Source organism: Occultella glacieicola, assembly GCF_004353825.1.
Classification (GTDB): Bacteria; Actinomycetota; Actinomycetes; order Actinomycetales; family Beutenbergiaceae; genus Occultella; species Occultella glacieicola.
The window spans coordinates 535521-552230 of the sequence record NZ_SMNA01000002.1 but is presented as its reverse complement, the minus strand read 5'-3'; the positions used below and the strand labels follow the sequence as shown (position 1 = coordinate 552230).

Genomic DNA, 16710 nt, shown 5'->3' with positions numbered 1-16710 from the left:
AGCACCCTCCCAGATCTGAAAGGACAAGCAATGACGCTTCGCAGACGAGACTTCCTGGCCGCATCCGGGGTCTCCCTCTCCGCGCTCGCCCTCGCCGCCTGCTCCGGCAGCGGCAGCGGCGGTGGTGGCGGAAACGGTGGTGGCGGGGGCGAGATCTCACTCCTGACGCCTGAGTTCGCGGGCACCACCGGGAAGGCCGCCCTCGAGACCGGCATCCTCGACGGCTTCTTCGAGGGAACCGACTACTCCTACAAGGTCGACTACACCGACTGGACGAAGCTGAACGAGAAGCTGTCGACCTCGGTGGCCGGTGGCCTGGTCGCCGATGTGATCATGCCGGGCGCGGGCTGGGTGGAGCCGTTCGCTCACAAGGGCGTCCTGACCGAGCTGCCGGAATCACTGCTGGACGGGCTCCCTGTCAACGAGAACCTGCTCGCCCAGTGCCGCTACGAGGGCAAACTGCACGCACTGCCGTACTTCGTCGACGGTCGCATCTGCATCTACAACAGGGCGCTGTTCGACGCGGCAGGCATCGCCGAAGTTCCCACCAACCTGGACGACCTGCGCGAGGCGCTCAAGGAGGTCACGCCGGACGGTGGCGTGGGCATCGACCTGTTCTCCTCGAACATCCGCCAGACCTGGAGCCACCTCCTCGGGTGCTACGGCGGACGTCTGTTCAATGACGACGGCACGGCGGTGGCCTTCGACGACGGCTCCGGCCTGGCCGCGCTGCAGTACATGCTCGATCTCGTCGCCGACGGCACCGCGAACTTCGACGTCAAGGGTGCCGAGGGCCAGCCCCGACCCTGGCAGCAGGGACAGGCAGCCGTCGACCTGCTCAACTCGAGCCTGTGGCCGTCGTTCACGGAGCAGAGCCCGGAACTGGTGACCGAGGACGCCATGGGCATGTTCCTGCTTCCGTCCGCCGAGGCGGGCGGTGACCCGGTGATGTGGACCGGCGGCACCCTGCTGACGATGTCGTCCCGGACCCAGCACGCCGACAAGGTCCAGGAGCTGCTGAGCTACATGCTCGAGGCCGAGCCGCTGCTCACCGCGGTCACCGAGAGCGGGAAGGTGCCGGCCCGGACCGACATCGAGGACCCCGTCGTGACTGACAACCTCATGGCGCAGTACACGATCGACAACTTCGGCTACGCCACCGCGTTCGAGGGCGGCAGCCCTGCCTGGATGGAGATCCGTGGTCTGGTCGCGCCCGAGCTCGAGGCCGCCGTGACCGGACAGAAGACCGCGCAGCAGGCCATCGATGCGCTCACCGCGGCCGCCCAGGACGCGCTCTCGCGCGTCTGAGCAGGACGATCGTCAGGAGTACCCGATGAGTACCAACACGGTCGACAGGCAGACCCAGTCCGCCCCGCCCGCGCGTCGGCGGGGCGCCACGTTGACACAACGGCAGGGGCGTTGGGGGTTGCTGTTCGCTGCCCCGGCGACGATCCACATCGCTCTGTGGACCGGGCTGCCTGTCGTCGTGTCGATCATCCTGAGCTTCACGAACTACGACATGTTGAACCCGCCGGAGTTCTCGGGGATCGACAACTATGTGACGTTGGCGAACGATCCGGTGTTCTGGAAGGCGCTGGGGAACAACTTCATCATGGCGGTCGTCGGCATCCCGATCTCGATGCTGATCTCCTTGGCGTTGGCCGTGATGCTGAACCAGGGCCTGCGCGGCAACTCGATCTTCCGGACGGCGGTGTTCCTACCGCACGTCACCGCGACCGTGGCGATCGCGATGATCTGGCTGTGGATCTACTCGCCCGGCGGGAACGGGCTGCTGAACATCGTGCTGGGCTTCTTCGGGCTACCCAACCAGGCGTTCCTCGCGAGTCCGTCGCAGGCGTTGCCCTCTGTGATCCTGGTGACCATCTGGCAGGGCATCGGGCTGAAGATGATGATCTACCTGGCCTCGTTGCAGGGGATCGACCAGCAGTTGTACGAGGCCGCGGACATCGACGGCGCGTCGGCCGTGCAGAAGTTCTTCCGGATCACGATCCCGATGCTCAAGCCGGTGACCTTCTTCATCCTGGTGACCTCGATCGTGGGGAACTTCCAGACGTTCGACCTGATCTACAACCTGACCAATGGTGGTCCGGCGAACTCCACGACCGTCATCACCTATCAGATCTACCAGACGGCCTTCCAGCAGTTCCGGATGGGGCTCGCCACCGCGCAGTCGGTCGTTCTTCTGGTGGTCCTGGTCGTCCTGACCATCATCTCGAGAAAGGTCACGGGTGGTAAGGATGACTGACACCGCCTTCCCCGGCACCATCGACGCGCCCGTCGGCACCGAGCAGGAGTCAGCCAGGCTCAAGGCCGATCGACGGCAGGAGCGGCGCGCCAAGCGGGCCTCGGCGAGCAAGCAGCGCCGGATCTCCCGGTTCGCCCTGACCATCTTCCTGATCGTCGTCTCGGTCGTGATGGCGATGCCGTTCGTCTGGATGTTCCTCACCTCGGTGCGCTCGTCGCCGGAGATCTACTCGGCGGACATGCCGTTGTGGCCAACGGAGTGGCACTGGGAGAACTTCACGGTGGCCCTGGAGAGGGCACCCTTCGGGATCTACGCCCGGAACAGTTTCATCATCGCGGCCGTGCACACGATCTCGAACCTGGTGCTCGGGTCGATGGCCGGCTACGCGCTCGCGAAGATTCGGTTCCGGGGGGCGAGCGTGCTTTTCGGCTTCATCCTGGCCTCGATGATGATCCCGTTCTACGCGATCGTCATCCCCGAGTTCCTGATGATCCGGTTCGTGCCGTTCGCCGGCGGCAACGATCTGTTCGGGCAGGGCGGCACGGGGTGGTACGACACCTGGTGGGCGCTGCTGATCCCGGCGCTCGTCTCACCCTTCAACATCTTCCTGTTCCGCCAGTTCTTCATCTCGACCCCGACCGAACTGATGGAGGCCGCGAGGATCGACGGCGCGTCCGAGGCACGCACGTTCGTGCAGATCATGGCTCCGTTGATCCGGCCCGGGATGCTCACGGTCGCGCTGCTGGCCTTCGAGGCCGGATGGAACAACTTCCTGTGGCCGTTGCTGGTGACCTCCAGCACGAACCTGCGCACGATCCAGCTCGGGTTGTCGGTGTTCCGGCAGGAGGCGGGCACCGAGTTCAACCTGCTCATGGCCGGCACCACGATGGCCGCGGTTCCGATGATCGTCATGTTCTTCTTCTTCCAGAAGCAGTTCGTGAACGGCTTCGTCGGATCCGGGATCAAGTAGGGACCGGCATGGATCTGAACAAGCTCCTGCGCTACCCGGCGGCCATGGTCGCCGCCAACTGGGCCGGGCTCCTGGGGTTGCTGTCGCTCGTGGGGGTGATCCCCGCGTTCGCCGGCAACGCCCGGGTGATGGCCGACCTCGACGAGCACGCCGACACCTCCGGGCGGGTGGTGCTGACCCAGCTGCGTCGGACCCTACGTCGGGACCTGCCGGTCTCGCTTGGGTGGTGGGTGTTCGTGTTGGTCGGGGTGGCCACGGGGTGGCTCATGGTGACGGCGTTCGACGGCGGAACCCGGGTCTTCTTCGCCGGCTTGCTGGTGCCCACCTACTGGGTGGTCGGGGCCCTCTTCGGTGCGTACGTGCGCGCCGCGGGCACGACCGACCTGGACGCGCACCGGTCCGAGGTGCTCGCCGAGGCCACCCGCCTGGTCCTCACCTCGCCACTGCGGGCGCTGGCCACGGTCCTGGTCGTGATCGTCACGACGCCCGTCTGGGTGCTGGCGCCGATCACGATCGCCTGCGGACTCAGCGTGCCCGCCTGGCTGATCGCCAAGGTCTGGGGGCCGGCGACCACGGCGGCTCAGCGCCGGGCACGGGCCGATGCCGACCGGGACCTCGACTCGTGGGACCTCTCGACCGCCTGAGGCGAGCGGGCCTGCCCGGCGAGCGGCCGCCGTCGGGCATCAAGGACGAAGCAGTCCGGCGGCAGGGTGCGGTCAAGCCTGCCGCCGTCACCGTCCCGGGCGCCCAGCGCCAGCAGGTGGAGCACGTCGACGAAGGTCTGAGCGTGCGCTCCGATCGCCGCGGCGTCACGCTGGTGCCGGAGCCGACCGGGGTGGGGACGTTCCGGCGGGTGGTGCTGCGCAGGCAGTGAGGGAGCGGCGAACGGAGCCGACGTCAGGCTGACACCGTTCGCCCGGTCGCCTCGAGCGCGGCGACGATCGCCCGGTGGTGGGTCTGCGCCGCCTCGGCAGCAGCGGCCGAGTCCTCAACGGACTTGTGCAGGCGCTCCTGGGCGTCGGCGATCGTGCGCTCGGCGCGCTGTCGCTGCGACTGCGCCTCGGCCTGTGACCGAGCCGTTTCGCTGCGGTCCCGGTAGAAGATCACGCCCGCGGCGATGGCGGCGATCGCGCCGATCACGATGATCCCGGGACCGGCCTGGATGGACAGCAGGCCGAGCAGGACCGCGGCCACGCCGAGGCCGATCGCGGTCGGACGCCGCCAGGCCGGGAGCGGGGGCGTCGAGACGACCTGCTTCTGCCACGTCGACGACGTCGGGCCGGTCGGGGTGAGGGTGACCTCGACCCCGCGGCCGAGGCGCACCCGGTCCGTCTGCGCGGGCGGCGTCCTGGCCTTCTCCACCAGGCGGTCGGCGAGTTGTGCCACGGCGGGGGCGACCACCCGGAGGGCGACGAGGCGGTGCTCCGGGTCCGGCGGGGTGACGTCCTCGCGACCGTCGCCACCCAGCATCTGGAACCGCCACCTCGGCCCGCTCGGCCGCGGATCGAGGTCGCCCAGCACGGTCTCACGTACCGAGCCGACGGCCGTGTGGTCGGGGGTCGGCGGCAGGGCCGGGCCGTCCGAGACCCCGATCGCGGCGAGCGCCCCACGGATCTGGACCATGCGGCGCAGGATGCCCTCCTCGCCCGGGGCGCCCCGGGTGATCAGCAGAGCGAGCTGATCGGCCAGGGCGTCGTCGGCCGACTTGGACTCGCCCGGGGTCCCGGTCACCGGCGCGGTCACGATCGACGACACCCAGGCGTGCAGCTTCTCCAGACCGACCCCGGCGTCGACGGCCGGCACGCCGGTGTCCCGCCGGCCGCCGAGGGCGAGCCGTTCGATCTCGGCGGTCAGGGGGCCGTCCACCTGGACCACCCGGCGAAGGGCGTCGACCAGACCGGCACGGGCGTCCTCCCCGAACCGTCCGGTGGCCACCGCGCGCCAGATCACGAGCTCGTCATCGGTCACCTGGTCACCTGCGGGATACAACTCCGGGAGCAGCCGGTGGGCGCGCTCGGGGCGCCCGGTCATGGCTGCGAGGCACACGATGGTCTGGTTCGTCTGGAAGGTGTCCCGCCGGCGGGCCTCGGCAAGGAGTGCCTCGGGGTCGGCCGAGCCTTGCAGAACGGCAGGCTCGAGCTCGGCCGCCAGCGCACGACTGGCCGGATGGAGCCAGTACCCGGGGACGTCCGGTGGTGGCACCGCGGTCACCTGGCCGGCCCCGTCCGCACGCCCCAGCGCGGGCAGTGCGGCGACGACCTCACGCGCGAACCGGCGGGTGGCGGCCGCGTCGGCGTGCTCGGTGAGTCGCTCGCGGGTGTCCTCGAGCTCGACGACGGCGACCAGGGCGCTCTCCAACTGGTTCACGCGGGTGGCGAGATCGGTGGTTGCGCGGTGCATCTGACGCCGCATCGAGGATTGGGAGGCGTGGTGCGATGCCTCGAGGTCGCTGATCCGGCGGCGTTGCTCGAGGTCGTACCAGTCTCCGCCGCCGAGCCACCAGGCGAACAGGTCACCCATCGTCAGGTTCCTTCCAGGTCGGGGCCGTGGCTGCCGATGATGGCAGACCTCGCGCGGCCGGGGGCTGCCCGGGGCCGGGTAGTGCTCACCATGCGACTCCCGGCACTGCCCGGTCGGGCCATGGACGCCGGCCCGTCCGGACCGGCACCCGTCGGGCAGGTCCCGCCCGCAGGCTGACCGAAGCCGTCGTACCTGGGATACTCGGGACACAACCAGCCGACAACGGAGCAGTGATGACGCAGGACGCGACCGAGTACCGCATCGAACACGACACGATGGGGGAGGTCCGGGTTCCCAAGGATGCCAAGTACCGCGCCCAGACCCAACGCGCGGTGGAGAACTTCGCGATCTCCGGCACCGGGATCTCGCGCCACCACATCGCGGCGCTCGCGCAGATCAAGCGCGCCGCCGCGTTGGCGAACTCCGAGCTCGGCGTGCTCGACCGGGCTCGGGCCGACGCGATCCGGGCCGCCGCCGACCGGGTCATCGCCGGTGAGTTCGACGGCCACTTCCCGATCGACGTGTTCCAGACGGGCTCCGGCACGTCGTCGAACATGAACGCGAACGAGGTCATCGCGACCCTCGCCACGGAGGCCGGCACGGACGTGCACCCGAACGACCACGTGAACGCGTCCCAGTCCTCCAACGACGTGTTTCCGGCCTCGATCCACATCGCGGCCACCGAGGCCGTGATCAATGAACTGCTTCCCGGGCTCGAGGTTCTGGCCGCGTCGCTGGAGGCCAAGGCCACGGAGTTCGCCGACGTGGTCAAGGCCGGCCGGACGCACCTGATGGATGCCACCCCGGTGATGCTCGGGCAGGAGTTCGGCGGCTACGCCCAGCAGATCCGCAACGGGATCGCCCGCGTGCACTCCGCCCTGCCCCGGTTGGCCGAACTGCCCCTGGGGGGCACCGCCGTCGGCACGGGCATCAATACCCCGGCCGGCTTTCCACAGCGGGTGATCGCGCTGGTCGCCGAGAACACCGGGCTACCGCTGACCGAGGCGCCGAACCACTTCGAGGCGCAGAGCGCCCAGGACTCACTCGTGGAGACCTCCGGCCAGTTGCGCACGATCGCGGTCTCGCTCGTGAAGATCTGCAACGACCTGCGCTGGATGGGGTCGGGCCCGCGCGCCGGCATCGGCGAGATCGCGCTGCCGGACCTGCAGCCGGGGTCCTCGATCATGCCCGGCAAGGTGAACCCGGTGATCCCGGAGGCCACCCTGATGGTCGCCGCCCAGGTGATCGGCAACGACGCGGCGATCGCCTTCGCGGGCGCCAGCGGAACGTTCGAGCTGAACGTGATGCTGCCGGTCCTCGCGCGAAACCTGCTCGAGTCGATCAACCTGCTCGCGAACGCCTCGCGAGCGCTGGCGACGAAGTGCGTCGACGGCATCACGGCGAACGTCGAGCGGGCTCGCGAGCTCGCCGAGTCCTCACCGTCGATCGTGACGCCGCTCAACCGGATCATCGGCTACGAGGCGGCCGCGAAGATCGCCAAGCACTCCGTCGCGAACGGCATCACGATCCGGCAGGCCGTGGAGGACCTCGGCTACGTCGAGCGTGGTGAGGTCACCCCGGAGCAGCTGGACACCGCCCTCGACGTCGCCTCGATGACCCACCCGTAGGCCGCCCTAGAGGCGCCGTAGACGCGCAGCGGGGCCCGGACGAGAGATCGTCCGGGCCCCGCTGTCCGTCGGTGGTCGGCGAACCTCAGAAGAGGTCGGCGAAGCCGAGCGAGACCAGGTTGTCGTGCGAGATCTTCAGGGCGTCGAACACATCGCGGCCGTACAGCTGGTCCTGCTCCACGAACATGTACTTCACGCCGTTGGCCACGGCCTGGTCGACGATCTCCTTGAAGTCGAGGCTGCCCTCGCCGACCTCGGCGAACTGGACCACGTTCGAGAACGCCTGCGTGAAGGCGCCACGGTCGCCGTTCGCCAGGGCCTCGAAGACGGCCGGGTCGATCTGGCCGATCCGGTAGTCCTTGAGGTGCACCAGGTCGGTGCGGTCGGCGTAGCGCTGGAGCGTGCGGACGGGGTCACCGCCGCCGCGCTGGACCCAGTGCACGTCCAGCTCGAGACGCAGGTTCGGGGCCGTCTCGTTGATGATGTCGAGCAGGCGCTTGCCGTCGTACTTCGCGAACTCGATGTGGTGGTTGTGGTAGTACAGCCCGATACCCTGTCCGGCGAGCCGTGCGGCCGCCTCGTCCGCCTTCCGGCAGAAGTCCAGGACCTGCTCGAGGGAGGCCATCGCGGTCAGTGGCATCATGCCGATCCGGATGTAGCGGGCGCCGAGGGTGTTCGCGTCGTCGACGATCTTGTCGAAGTCGGTGCTGAGCGCCTCGCCGGTACCGGTCGGGTTCGGCTCCACCGTGGCGGACAGGGCCCCGACGTCCATGCCGAGCTCGTCGCGGGCACGCGCCAGCTCGGCCACGTTCTCGGCCGTCATCGGGATCTGTGAGATCTCGACGGCGTGGTAACCGAGGTCGGTGATCCGGCTCAGGGTCTCGTAGGGCCCCAGCTCCTCGAACTTGTCCTTCAGCATCATCGCCTGGACGCCGATCTTGGCCATCGTCGCACTCTCCTTCGATTCATGTCCCTGCCGTGACAGGGACGGACGCCCTCGGCCATCCCTTGTTCCCCGAGGCTAGGCGACCTCGAGCATCGCCCGGCAGCGGTTGCCGGGGTTTGCCATCCTCGACCGTGCGCGGGCCTCAGAACAGGTTGGTCAGGCCCACGATGCCGACCAGGAAGATCGCCAGCGCGGAGATGACGAGCATCACGGTGAACGCGGCGCCGTCCTTGACCAGAGGATCGGTCTGGCGCTGGGAGAGGTAGACGGTCGACGCCGCGACGCCCATGAGGAAGACCGCATTCAGGATCCCCGCCAGGATGACCAGGGCGAGCGGCGAGGAGACGACCGTGCCGAGCAGGCCCCAGATGATCGGCAGCACCACCATGATGCCCCGCATCCAACGGTCACGCTGGATCTGGTCACTCCAGTCGAAGGCCCCGAACACCGCGAGCGTGTTGCCCACCTGGCGGCCGAGGCTGGGGACGTTGGCGATGATCGTCTTGAAGAGTGCGACACCGGCGCCGATGAGGAACACGGTCGCGCCCCACTGCCCGACCGCCGTCGAGAAGATGCTCGAGATCGTGGTCATGACCTCGTCGCCCTCGGGCACGATCCCCTGCGGGTGCAGCACGGCGGCGCCGAGGACATAGAACGCCGCGGTCGAGATCGTGTAGACCACCCAGGCCACCCATGCGTCCATCTTCATGACCTTGATCCAGCCCCGGGCGCGCCGGGCCCACGCCTCGGAGCCGTCGTTCCTGCCCGACCAGGCCGCGTAACCCTTCTCGACGCACCAGTAGGTGTACGCGGTGACCTCGCCGGCGCCGACGCCGGTCAGGCCGAACATGGAGAGCGCGACGCCCATCGAGCCGAGCGCGATCTGGAACCGCATCCCCTCGCCAAGGTCGGCGAGGCTCCAGTCGTAGGCGCTGCCCTGGATGAGGAACACGATCACCACGGCGAACGTCGTGACGAGCACGACCAGCACCGTCGAGACGCCCTCGACGATCGTGTACCTGTTCCACACGTGGATCCCGATCGCGATGACGACCAGGATCGCCACCCAGGTGCCGATCGACACCAGCGAGTAGGGGTCGCCACCGATGGGCATGAGCGAGGAGAACGCGAAGGCGGCCGCGCTGATCACCCCGGCCTGGCTGGTGAGGAACTGGATGAACATCAGCAGGACGAGCCAGGCCATCCAGCCGCGCCCGGCGATCTTCGGGGGGACCTCGTTGTAGCCGGTCACCGCGACCTTGCCGGTCGAGATGGACCACCGGCCCAGCTCGATCTGCACCCAGACCTTGAGGAACGTGGAGACCAGGACGAGCCAGAGGAGGACGAAGCCCGCCTCGGCGCCCAGCGTGGTCGCGGTCAGGAGCTCCCCGGAACCGACGACGGCCGCCGAGGTGATCATGCCCGGGCCGAGGAACCGGAGGCGCCCTCGGATGGTGGTGGGCGGGTCCTGAACATCCCGGGGATCCAGCGCGTAGGGATCGACCAGGTCGGCGGTGACGTGTCTGGTACCGGCGTTGTCGCTGCTCATCCTTCATTCCCCGATCGGTAGTGGTGGCTCAGGTTCGGACGACGGTGACCGCCTCCCGAGCGATCTCGAACTCCTCGTTCGTGGGCAGCACCAGCACAGCCACGGGGGAGTCGGGTGCACTGATGCGCCGGACCTCGCGCGATCGGGCCTGGTTCGCGGCGGCGTCCAGGTGGATGCCGAAGGGCTCCAGACCCTGCAGGGCACCGGCCCGGACCGGTCCGCTGTTCTCGCCGATGCCGGCGGTGAACACGACGGCGTCGACCCGGCCGAGCACGGCGGTGTACGCGCCGATGTACTTGCGCAGCCGGTAGCAGTAGACCTCCATCGCGAGCACGGCGGCCGGGTCACCCGCGTCGACGGCGTCATCGACGTCGCGCATATCCACCATGCCGGTCAGGCCGAGCATCCCGGACCGGCGGTTCATCAGGTCGTCGATCTCGTCGATGCTCATCCCGGCGGTCCGGGACAGGTGGAACACCACGGCGGGGTCGATGTCCCCGGTGCGGGTTCCCATCACCAGGCCCTCGAGCGGGGTCAGCCCCATCGAGGTGTCCACCGACACCCCGTCCTTCACCGCGGTCACCGAGGCCCCGTTGCCCAGGTGCAGCACAATCAGGTTGGACCGCTCCTTGGGGATCCCGAGGAACGCCGCGGCCTCGCGGGCCACGTACTGGTGGGACGTACCGTGAGCGCCGTAGCGCCGGATCCGGTGCGCCGCCGCGACCTCCCGGTCGATCGCGTAGGTGGCGGCGTGATCGGGCATGGTCAGATGGAACGCGGTGTCGAACACCGCCACGTGCGGCAGGTCCGGGAAGGACGCCCGGGCGGCCCGGATGCCGTCGAGGTTGGGCGGGTTGTGCAGCGGCGCGAGGTCGGAGAGGTCCTCGATGATCGCGACCACCTCGTCGTCGATCAGCACGGAGCCGCCGAACCTGGCCCCGCCCTGGACCACGCGGTGCCCCACCGCGACCAGCCCGGCCTCGGCGAGGGAGGGTCCCTGCTCGGCGAACGCGTCGGCCATCGCCTCCATCGCCGCGGTGTGGTTGGGCACCGGCCGTTCGATGCGGTGCGTGACCGGCTCGTCCGTGCCGCCGGTGCCGCCGGTGCCGCCGGTGCCGACGGTGCCGACGGTGTGAGTCAGGAGGCCGGACCCCTGCCCGATCCGCTCCACCAGGCCGACGGCGCCCGCGGCCCCGGTCTCGGCGTCGACCACCTGGTACTTCAAGGACGACGATCCCGAGTTGATGACGAGGACGTTCCTGCTCACAGGGCGGCTCCTTGGGCCTGGATGGCGGTGATGGCGACGGTGTTGACGATGTCCTGCACCAGAGCGCCGCGGGACAGGTCGTTCACCGGCTTGTTCAGTCCCTGCAGGACGGGTCCGACCGCGACGGCCCCGGCGGAGCGCTGCACCGCCTTGTAGGTGTTGTTGCCGGTGTTCAGGTCCGGGAAGATGAACACGGTGGCCCGGCCGGCGACCTCCGAGTCCGGCAGTTTCGTCTTCGCGACCGAGGCGTCCACGGCGGCGTCGTACTGGATCGGGCCCTCGACCACGAGGTCGCCGGCGCGCTCGCGGACGAGTTCGGTCGCGGTACGCACCTTGTCCACGTCCGCACCGGAGCCGGACTCCCCGGTCGAGTAGGAGAGCATTGCCACCCGGGGGTCCACCCCGAACTGCGCGGCCGTGGCCGCGGAGGAGACGGCGATGTCCGCGAGCTGTTCGGCGGTCGGGTCCGGGTTCACGGCGCAGTCGCCGTAGACGAGCACCTTGTCCTCGAGGCACATGAAGAACACCGAGGACACCACGGACACCCCGGGCACGGTCTTGATGATCTCGAACGAGGGCTTGATCGTGTGCGCGGTGGTGTGCTGGGCGCCGGAGACCATGCCGTCGGCCAGGCCGAGGTGGACCATCAGGGTGCCGAAGTAGGAGACGTCGGTGACGATCTCCCGGGCCCGCTCCGCAGTCATGCCCTTGTGAGCGCGAAGCCGCGCGTACTCCTGCGCGAACCGCTCCCGCAGCTCGGGGTCCTTGGGGGACACGACGGTGGCGCCGGTGAGGTCGAGCCCGAGCTCGCTGGCGCGGGACCGCACGGTCGGCTCGTCGCCGAGCAGGGTCAGCTGGGCGACGTCCCGGGCGAGCAGGGTGCTGGCCGCGCGCAGGATCCGGTCGTCGGTGCCCTCGGGCAGCACCACGTGCTTGCGCGCGGTCCGGGCCCGTTCGAGCAGGTCGTACTCGAACATCAGGGGGGTGACGACCTCGCTGCGCGGCACGTCGACGGCGTCCAGCAGCCGTTCGCCGTCGACGGCGGACTCGAACGTCGCGCGGGCGACGTCGAGCTTGCGCTGGGAACCGGTGGACAACAACCCGCGGGTGCGCGCGACCCGGCTGGCGGTCCCGAACGTGCCGTACTGCGTCGTCACGATCGGCAGCCGCTGGCCGAGGCCGCCCACGAGGCGGGCGATCTGGGCGGTCGGTTCGAAGCCGCCGTTGAGGATCAGCCCGGCCAGCGACGGGAAGCTCTCGGCCGCGTGCGCCGCGACCATGGCCAGCACCACCTCGGACCGGTCGCCGGGCACGATCACCACGGCGCCGTCGGTGATCCGGTCCAGGATGTGCTCCATCGTCATCCCACCGACGATGAGTTCCTCGGCCTCCCGGTCGAGCAGCTCGTCGTCGCCGGCCAGGAGCCGGCCGTCCACCGCCTCGAGCAGGTCCCGCACGCTCGGCGCGGACAGCAGCGGGACGTCCGGCATCACCCACGCCGGCAGGGGCAGGTCCGCCAGGGCCGCCTCGAACCCGGCGAGCCGCGCCGGATCGGCCCGGTTGGCGACCACGGCCACCACTCGGGCGTGTGCGGCGTTCAGCTCGGCGATGGACAGGTCCACCATCGAGCGCACGTCCTCGGGCGCGCGGTCGACGGCCGAGGTGACCAGGACGACGGCGGAGCCCAGGTTCGCGGCGATGCGTGCGTTGAACGCGAGTTCGGTCGGGCCGGCGACGTCGGTGTAGTCCGAACCGACGATCACCACCGCCTCGCACTGGCGCTCCACGTCGCGGTACTTGTGCATGATCGTGGCCAGGGCGGCGTCCGCGTCCGCGTGTACGTCCTCGTAGGTGACCCCGACCGTCTCCTCGTAGGAGAGGTCGACGCCGTCGTGCGCGAGCAGCAGTTCGAGCACCGAGTCCCGCTCGTCGTCCCCCCGGGCCACCGGGCGGAACACCCCCACCCGCTTGACCCGACGGACGAACAGTTCGACCAGCCCGAGGGCCACCGAGGATTTCCCCGTGTGCCCCTCCGGCGAGGTCACGTACACATTCGTCACCATTACTCGTTGTCTCCCGCGGTGTCGGTGGTGGCGTGACGGGCCGGACCGCCCTCGGCCGTGCCCGTGTCGCCGGAGTCCGGCCAGACCCAGTCCCGCACCTCGGGGATGTCGTCGCCGTGCTCGCGGGTGTACCGGCGGGCCCGCAGGCGCGCGTCGGACATCTCCTGGCGCAGCCCGGCAGCCTTGGACCCGAGGCCCGGGACCCGATCGATGACGTCCATGACCAGGTGGTAGCGGTCCAGGTCGTTGAGCATCACCATGTCGAACGGCGTGGTGGTGGTGCCCTCCTCCTTGTAGCCGCGCACGTGCAGGTTCTTGTGGCCGGCCCGGCGGTAGGTGAGCCGGTGCAGCAGCCACGGATAGCCGTGGTAGGCGAAGATGATCGGCTTCGTGTCGGTGAAGTACGTGCTGAAGTCCCGGTCCGAGAGCCCGTGCGGGTGCTCGCGCTCGTCCTGCAGCCGCATCAGGTCCACCACGTTGACGACCCGCACCGACAGGTCGGGCAGGTGTTGGCGGAGCAGGTCCGCCGCGGCGAGCACCTCCAGGGTCGGGATGTCGCCGGCGCAGCCGAGGACCACATCCGGGTCCTCACCGGGCACCTCGGTGCCGGCCCACTCCCAGATGCCCAGGCCCCGGGTGCAGTGCGCGATCGCCTCGTCCATGGTCAGGAACTGCGGGCCGGGCTGCTTGCCGGCGACCACCACGTTCACGTAGTCGCGGCTGCGCAGGCAGTGGTCGTAGGTGGACAGCAGCGTGTTCGCGTCCGGCGGCAGGTAGACCCGCACGATCTCGGACTTCTTGTTCATCACGAGGTCGATGAAGCCGGGATCCTGGTGGGAGAACCCGTTGTGGTCCTGACGCCAGACGTGCGAGGAGAGCAGATAGTTCAGGCTCGCGATCGGGCGCCGCCACGGGATCTCCCGGCTGACCTCGAGCCACTTGGCGTGCTGGTTGAACATCGAGTCGACGATGTGGATGAACGCCTCGTAGCAGTTGAACAGGCCGTGCCGCCCGGTGAGCAGGTAGCCCTCGAGCCAGCCCTGGCACTGGTGCTCGGAGAGCATCTCCAGGACCCGGCCGGCGCGGGCCAGGTGGTCGTCCGCGTCGGTCTCGAGATAGCCGGCGTTCCACTGCTTGTCGGTGACGTCGTAGACCGCCTGGAGCCGGTTCGAGGCGGTCTCGTCGGGGCCGAAGATGCGGAAGTTGTCCGGGTTGCGCCTGATCACCTCGGTCAGCCACTGACCGAGGACCTTGGTGGGCTCGGCGATCGCGCCGCCCGGAGCGGGCACGTCCACGGCGAACTCGGTGTAGTCGGGCATCCGCAGGTCGCGCAGCAGCAGCCCGCCGTTCACGTGCGGGTTCCCGCTCATCCGCAACTCGCCGGTCGGCGCCAGGGCGGCGATGTCCGGGGCCGGGGCACCGTCGTCGTCGAACAGTTCCTCGGCGCCGTAGGAGGTGAGCCAGTCGTGCAGCACCTCGAGGTGCTCCGGGGTGTCCCGGGCACTGGCCAGGGGCACCTGGTGGGAGCGCCAGGAGTCCTCGACCTGCTTGCCGTCGATGGTCGGCGGGCAGGTCCATCCCTTCGGGGAGCGCAGGATGATCATCGGCCAGGCCGGGCGGTCGGTGTTGCCGTCCGCGGCCGCGGCCTTGATGTCGGCGATCTCGTTGAACACCTCGTCGAGCAGCACGGCGAACCGGGCGTGCACGGCCGCCGGGTCCTCGCCGTCGAACCCGCCGACGAACAGGTGCGGCTTGTGGCCGTACCCGCGCATCAGGTTGAGCAGTTCGTCGTCCGGGATCCGGGCGAGCACGGTCGGGTTGGCGATCTTGTACCCGTTCAGGTGCAGGATCGGCAGCACCACCCCGTCCTGGACCGGGTTGACGAACTTGTTCGAGTGCCAGCTGGTGGCCAGCGGACCGGTCTCGGCCTCGCCGTCGCCGACGACGGCCGCGACCAGCAGGTCCGGGTTGTCGAACGCGGCACCGTAGGCGTGGGAGAGCACGTAGCCCAACTCGCCGCCCTCATGGATGGAACCGGGCGTCTCCGGCGCCACGTGCGAGGGGATGCCACCCGGGAAGGAGAACTGCCGGAACAGCCGGCGCATGCCCTCGGCGTCCTGGCTGATGTCCGGGTAGGTCTCGGTGTAGGTGCCCTCGAGGTAGGAGTTCGCGACCAGGCCGGGCCCACCGTGCCCGGGACCGGTCAGGTAGATCGTGGACTGTCCCCGCTCGGCAATCACCCGGTTCAGGTGCGCGTACAGGAAATTCAGACCCGGGGTGGTGCCCCAGTGGCCGAGCAACCGCGGCTTGACGTCGTCGCGCGAGAGCGTGGTCTGCAGCAGCGGGTTCGCGAGGAGGTAGATCTGGCCGACGGACAGGTAGTTCGCGGCCCGCCACCACCGGTCCAGCGTGTTCAGGGTCTCGGAGTCGAGCTCGGCGACCGGTCGGTGCCCCCACGGACTCCCCGGAGTCGACGGTCGGCGGGATTCGGTATCGGATGTGACGGACATGTTCCTACCCCTCGGTGAGCGACAGCACAGCCGTGCCCTAGCCTGCCCGGTCGGACGCGGTTGCGCGAGTGACTTCGGTCCCGGGCGGGCCGGCCCGGCGCCGGCGCCGGCCCGGGACACCCGGCGGCGCGAAGTAACCTGGGTGGGTGCACGCGTCCGCTGGGTTCTCCGACTGGCTGCGGGCGGCGACCCGCCCCCGCCTGATCGGCATCCTCGTGCTGCTCGTGGCCGGTGCTCTGCTGTGCATCCGGCTCGGGGCCTGGCAGCTGGACCGCGCTCAGATCCGCGGCGACCAGGCGTCCGCCGTCGAGGCCGCGGAGCGCGAGAGCGCGCCCCCGGTGCCGCTGGACACGGTGGCCGCCCCGCAGACCCCGTTCACGCAGACGATGGTGGGGCAGCGGGTCACCGTCACGGGTACCTACCTCGCGCAGGACCAGTTCTTCGTCGCCGACCGGCAGCTCGACGGTCGGACCGGTTACCTGCTCGTCACCGCGCTGCAGGTCGACCACCCAGCCGGCGGGCCCGCGATCCTGCCGGTGGTGCGGGGCTGGGTGAGCGAGCCCGGCGACGCCCACCTCGACGTGCCCGGCGGGCCGGTCGAGCTGACCGGCTACCTGGGCGGGCCGGACCCCGCCCAGGCGGGCATCGCCGTCGGGGCTGCCACCGGCGACGAGATCGAGGCGGTCAGCCCGGCGGCGCTCGCGAACGTGTGGGGCACGCCGATCTACTCCGGCCAGTTCATCCTGGAGGTCCAGGAGCCGGCGGCCGACGCCGAACTGGCGCCCTACGGCGCCCCGGTCGTCGAGGGCGGCGGGCTGAACATCCAGAACCTGGCGTACGCCGCCGAGTGGTGGATCTTCGGGGGCTTCGCCCTGGTGCTGTGGTGGCGGATGGTCCGTGACGAGGTGCGTCACCTCCGGGCGGAGCGCACCGGCGGCGACGCACCCGCCACGGATCCCGAGGCCGTCGGCACCGCCTGAGCCCGGCGGTC

At 69.7% G+C, this 16710-nt stretch carries 13 protein-coding genes; 7 read left to right on the top strand and 6 right to left on the bottom strand.

Going from position 1 to position 16710, the window contains the following annotated elements; genetic code table 11:
* Window positions 1-30 precede the first annotated feature (30 nt).
* Genes EXU48_RS05410 through EXU48_RS05390 form a run of 5 tightly spaced genes read left to right on the top strand, consistent with a single transcriptional unit; the run spans window position 31 to window position 4110 of the window.
* Complete coding sequence (locus tag EXU48_RS05410; RefSeq protein WP_133106557.1) at window positions 31-1308, top strand: extracellular solute-binding protein; 1278 nt, start codon at window positions 31-33, stop codon at window positions 1306-1308.
* Window positions 1309-1333: 25 nt separating this feature from the next.
* Window positions 1334-2266: a carbohydrate ABC transporter permease gene (locus tag EXU48_RS05405; RefSeq protein WP_133106555.1), complete on the top strand. Its 933-nt coding sequence runs from the start codon at window positions 1334-1336 to the stop codon at window positions 2264-2266.
* Entirely contained in the window at window positions 2259-3236 is a 978-nt protein-coding gene (locus EXU48_RS05400) for a carbohydrate ABC transporter permease (protein WP_133106553.1), read from the top strand. The genes EXU48_RS05405 and EXU48_RS05400 overlap by 8 nt, the downstream gene beginning before the upstream one ends.
* Before the next feature lie 8 nt (window positions 3237-3244).
* Window positions 3245-3880: a hypothetical protein gene (locus EXU48_RS05395; protein WP_133106551.1), complete on the top strand. Its 636-nt coding sequence runs from the start codon at window positions 3245-3247 to the stop codon at window positions 3878-3880.
* On the top strand, window positions 3859-4110 hold the full coding sequence (locus EXU48_RS05390) for a hypothetical protein (RefSeq protein WP_133106549.1): 252 nt from the start codon (window positions 3859-3861) through the stop codon (window positions 4108-4110). The genes EXU48_RS05395 and EXU48_RS05390 overlap by 22 nt, the downstream gene beginning before the upstream one ends.
* 23 nt (window positions 4111-4133) lie before the next feature.
* Here the strand turns inward: EXU48_RS05390 and EXU48_RS05385 are convergent, their stop codons facing one another.
* Window positions 4134-5756 carry a hypothetical protein gene (locus tag EXU48_RS05385; RefSeq protein ID WP_133106547.1) on the bottom strand — a complete coding sequence of 541 codons (1623 nt, stop codon included), beginning with the start codon at window positions 5754-5756 and terminating at the stop codon, window positions 4134-4136.
* A 233-nt stretch (window positions 5757-5989) separates the two neighbouring features.
* Between EXU48_RS05385 and EXU48_RS05380 the strand changes: the two genes are divergently transcribed.
* On the top strand, window positions 5990-7384 hold the full coding sequence (locus EXU48_RS05380; RefSeq protein ID WP_133106546.1) for a class II fumarate hydratase: 1395 nt from the start codon (window positions 5990-5992) through the stop codon (window positions 7382-7384).
* Window positions 7385-7469: 85 nt separating this feature from the next.
* Here EXU48_RS05380 and EXU48_RS05375 read toward each other — a convergent pair whose 3' ends face one another.
* From EXU48_RS05375 to EXU48_RS05355, 5 genes are all read right to left on the bottom strand, one after another.
* Window positions 7470-8330: a sugar phosphate isomerase/epimerase family protein gene (locus EXU48_RS05375; protein WP_235856844.1), complete on the bottom strand. Its 861-nt coding sequence runs from the start codon at window positions 8328-8330 to the stop codon at window positions 7470-7472.
* Between the two features lie 142 nt (window positions 8331-8472).
* Window positions 8473-9879: an Nramp family divalent metal transporter gene (locus EXU48_RS05370; RefSeq protein ID WP_133106544.1), complete on the bottom strand. Its 1407-nt coding sequence runs from the start codon at window positions 9877-9879 to the stop codon at window positions 8473-8475.
* Between the two features lie 28 nt (window positions 9880-9907).
* On the bottom strand, window positions 9908-11146 hold the full coding sequence (locus tag EXU48_RS05365; protein ID WP_133106542.1) for an acetate/propionate family kinase: 1239 nt from the start codon (window positions 11144-11146) through the stop codon (window positions 9908-9910).
* Window positions 11143-13209, bottom strand: a complete 2067-nt coding sequence (gene pta, locus EXU48_RS05360) for a phosphate acetyltransferase (RefSeq protein WP_133106540.1) — start codon at window positions 13207-13209, stop codon at window positions 11143-11145. The genes EXU48_RS05365 and pta overlap by 4 nt, the downstream gene beginning before the upstream one ends.
* Entirely contained in the window at window positions 13209-15719 is a 2511-nt protein-coding gene (locus tag EXU48_RS05355; RefSeq protein WP_133106538.1) for a phosphoketolase family protein, read from the bottom strand. The genes pta and EXU48_RS05355 overlap by 1 nt, the downstream gene beginning before the upstream one ends.
* 146 nt (window positions 15720-15865) lie before the next feature.
* Here EXU48_RS05355 and EXU48_RS05350 point away from each other — a divergent pair, with 146 nt between their 5' ends.
* Window positions 15866-16699 (top strand): SURF1 family protein, encoded by an 834-nt coding sequence (locus EXU48_RS05350; RefSeq protein WP_133106536.1) that lies wholly within the window; start codon window positions 15866-15868, stop codon window positions 16697-16699.
* Window positions 16700-16710: the final 11 nt, after the last annotated feature.

What these genes read in the sequence shown, in the direction of transcription:
- EXU48_RS05380 (WP_133106546.1), top strand. Translation starts at nt 5,990, where the DNA reads ATGACGCAGGACGCGACCGAGTACCGCATCGAACACGACACGATGGGG.
- EXU48_RS05395 (WP_133106551.1), top strand. Translation starts at nt 3,245, where the DNA reads ATGGATCTGAACAAGCTCCTGCGCTACCCGGCGGCCATGGTCGCCGCC.
- EXU48_RS05370 (WP_133106544.1), bottom strand. Translation starts at nt 9,879, where the DNA reads ATGAGCAGCGACAACGCCGGTACCAGACACGTCACCGCCGACCTGGTC.
- EXU48_RS05355 (WP_133106538.1), bottom strand. Translation starts at nt 15,719, where the DNA reads ATGTCCGTCACATCCGATACCGAATCCCGCCGACCGTCGACTCCGGGG.
- EXU48_RS05400 (WP_133106553.1), top strand. Translation starts at nt 2,259, where the DNA reads ATGACTGACACCGCCTTCCCCGGCACCATCGACGCGCCCGTCGGCACC.
- EXU48_RS05385 (WP_133106547.1), bottom strand. Translation starts at nt 5,756, where the DNA reads ATGGGTGACCTGTTCGCCTGGTGGCTCGGCGGCGGAGACTGGTACGAC.
- EXU48_RS05375 (WP_235856844.1), bottom strand. Translation starts at nt 8,330, where the DNA reads ATGGCCAAGATCGGCGTCCAGGCGATGATGCTGAAGGACAAGTTCGAG.
- EXU48_RS05405 (WP_133106555.1), top strand. Translation starts at nt 1,334, where the DNA reads ATGAGTACCAACACGGTCGACAGGCAGACCCAGTCCGCCCCGCCCGCG.
- pta (WP_133106540.1), bottom strand. Translation starts at nt 13,209, where the DNA reads ATGGTGACGAATGTGTACGTGACCTCGCCGGAGGGGCACACGGGGAAA.
- EXU48_RS05410 (WP_133106557.1), top strand. Translation starts at nt 31, where the DNA reads ATGACGCTTCGCAGACGAGACTTCCTGGCCGCATCCGGGGTCTCCCTC.